Genomic DNA, 234 nt, shown 5'->3' with positions numbered 1-234 from the left:
GCACCGTCGTATGATGCGATGGGGGGACGGATCGCGGAAGGTTGTCCAGCTGTTGGAATAGCTGGTTTCTGGTTCATAGAAGGCGCTTAGGCAAATCCGGGCGCAGGATTCAAGGGACTGGGACGTGTACCCATGTGGTGCGAAGCAATCGGAAGTGGTTCCAAGAAAAGCCTCTAAGCTTCAGTCATACGAGACCGTACCGCAAACCGACACAGGTGGGCGAGATGAGTATTC

Annotated in this window: 1 rRNA gene; it reads left to right on the top strand. The window is 54.7% G+C overall.

Annotated features, from left to right (window positions below):
• Positions 1–234 (top strand): 23S ribosomal RNA (locus LE190_RS22380); the annotation flags it as partial.

Source organism: Massilia hydrophila (assembly GCF_020208145.1).
GTDB lineage: Bacteria > Pseudomonadota > Gammaproteobacteria > Burkholderiales > Burkholderiaceae_D > Telluria > Telluria hydrophila.
This window is presented reverse-complemented; position numbering and strand designations above follow the sequence as displayed.